This window comes from Pseudomonas sichuanensis (genome assembly GCF_003231305.1).
Taxonomy (GTDB): Bacteria; Pseudomonadota; Gammaproteobacteria; order Pseudomonadales; family Pseudomonadaceae; genus Aquipseudomonas; species Aquipseudomonas sichuanensis.
In genome coordinates this window covers 1-1,848 of the sequence record NZ_QKVM01000120.1, presented here as the reverse complement: position 1 = coordinate 1,848, position 1,848 = coordinate 1, and the positions used below count along the sequence as shown (strand labels likewise).

Below are 1,848 nucleotides of genomic sequence, written 5' to 3'. Positions count from 1 at the left end.
CCTTGGCGCCGCACTGCGGCTGACCTTGAACTGCAGGGGCTTGGAGTGCTGGTTCTGGCGAAGGGACGTCATGATGGTTTCCCCTGTGGCTCGACGGTGTAGGTCACGCTGAACACGCCATCCTTGATGAGCGCAATCGACGGTGCTTCCTCGACCCGACGATCTCGGGTGGGAGTAACGCGCGGGGGGCTGCCGGGGCTGGGTACCGTGGTGCTGGTCAGCCACAGCCCTTTGATCCATTCGACGTTCATGCCGTTGTCCTCGGTCGAGTTCAGCCCTGCTTGTGTGTTGCCCCAACCTGCATGGCGCGGCCAAGCGCCTCGGGCTTGGCCAGGTACGACACCTTGCCGTCGAGCAGATGCCTTACGCTGCTGTTGTCACCGCCCCCTGTCGGCTGGCCCCAGGCGATCACGCGGCTGTCGGCCGTGAGGGCGGCGAAGCCTTGGCTGTTGGCATACAAGGCGACGACGTTGTTGAGCTGGCTGGCTTCTGCGGACAAGGTTCCGCCTGCGGTGGCAGGGCCCCAGGCCACCACCTGGCCGGTTTTGCGCAGGGCGGCGAAGGCATAGATAGAGCCGGCAACCTGGATGATGTCGTCCAGCGCAGCTATTGCGGGAGGCACTACGCCACCGGAGCCCTCGTCCCCCCCCCCAGGCGACGACATGGCCATTGCCGCGCAATGCGGCGAACGAATACCTGGTGGACACCACATGAACGATGTCCGTCAAGCCGCCGATGATACCGTCCAGCGTGCCACCATGGCTGGCGTTGCCCCAGGCCACCACCCGCCCGGTGGCGCGGCGTGCCGTGAAGGCCTGGGCATTGGCGCAACTGAGCTCGACGATATCGGTGAGCGCGGCAATCTCACCAGGTACCTGACCACCGGCGAGCGCGCTGCCCCAGGCCACCAGCCGTCCATTGCCACGCAAGGCGGCAAAGGCATAGTGGGTGCCGAGTACTTCCTTGATATCCCGGAATCCCCCTATCTCGCTGGGCACGCTGCCGCCGTTGGCGGAATCGCCCCAGGCCACCACCTCGCCGGTCTGGCGGATCGCGGCGAAGGCGGTGTCGGTTGCTGCCAGGCTGCGCAGGTCGGTGAGCACCTTGATCGGACCCGGTACGGTCGCACCGGCTGTCGCCGTGCCCCAGGCCACCACCGCGCCTTGGTCGTTGATTGCCGCGAACGCGCTACTGTTGCCGCAAACCTGGGTATAGGTGCGCGGCGGCACTGGGCTGGTGCCTCCCAGTGGCGCATTGCCCCACGCCACCACTTGGCCGCTGTGGGTGCGTCCGGCGAAGGCCGACCCCGTGCAGCTGACCTCGTTGATGTCGGTCATGTTGATGATGTTCGACGGTATGCTGCCGCCACGGCTCGGGTTGCCCCAACCGATCATGTCGCCGCTGTCACGATGAGCGACGAAGGCGGCTATACCGGGGAAAAAGGGGTATATGCCATTGCCGATCAGGTTGGGGGTATTGAGGGTGACCAGGTCATCGGCGGTCCGCACCCGCAGCAAACGGCCCGAGTCGGTGTCGCGCCAGGTGGTGCTCGGTGCGCTCCAGCCGATATCGCCGGCGTACTGCCATTGGGCGGCCAAAGGCTTGCCGGTATTGGCGTCGAGGGCACTGAGCAGTCGCCAGTTGCTCGAGGCACGATAGGACCCACGTGACCAACGCGCCCCCATGACGCGCAACGAGCCGGTTACCAGGTCGCTTTTGACATCGTAGGCCGCGGTTGCCGAGGGGCCTTCCGTGCCTCCCGCCTTGCGCTCGATGCTGTAGGCCAGCTGCACGTTGGCGCCATCGTTGGCCTGGACCAAGGCATGGGGGGCAATGAGATCGAGCTGC

2 protein-coding genes are annotated in these 1,848 nt (G+C 66.0%); both read right to left on the bottom strand.

All coding sequences use genetic code 11. From position 1 onward, the window contains the following. Positions 1 to 68 precede the first annotated feature (68 nt). Complete coding sequence (locus tag DM373_RS28320) at positions 69 to 251, bottom strand: hypothetical protein (RefSeq protein WP_110996605.1); 183 nt, start codon at positions 249 to 251, stop codon at positions 69 to 71. A gap of 126 nt (positions 252 to 377) precedes the next feature. Further along, positions 378 to 1,848, bottom strand: a 1,471-nt coding sequence (locus DM373_RS28315; protein WP_425272616.1) for an RCC1 domain-containing protein, incomplete at its 5' end; no start/stop codon positions are given.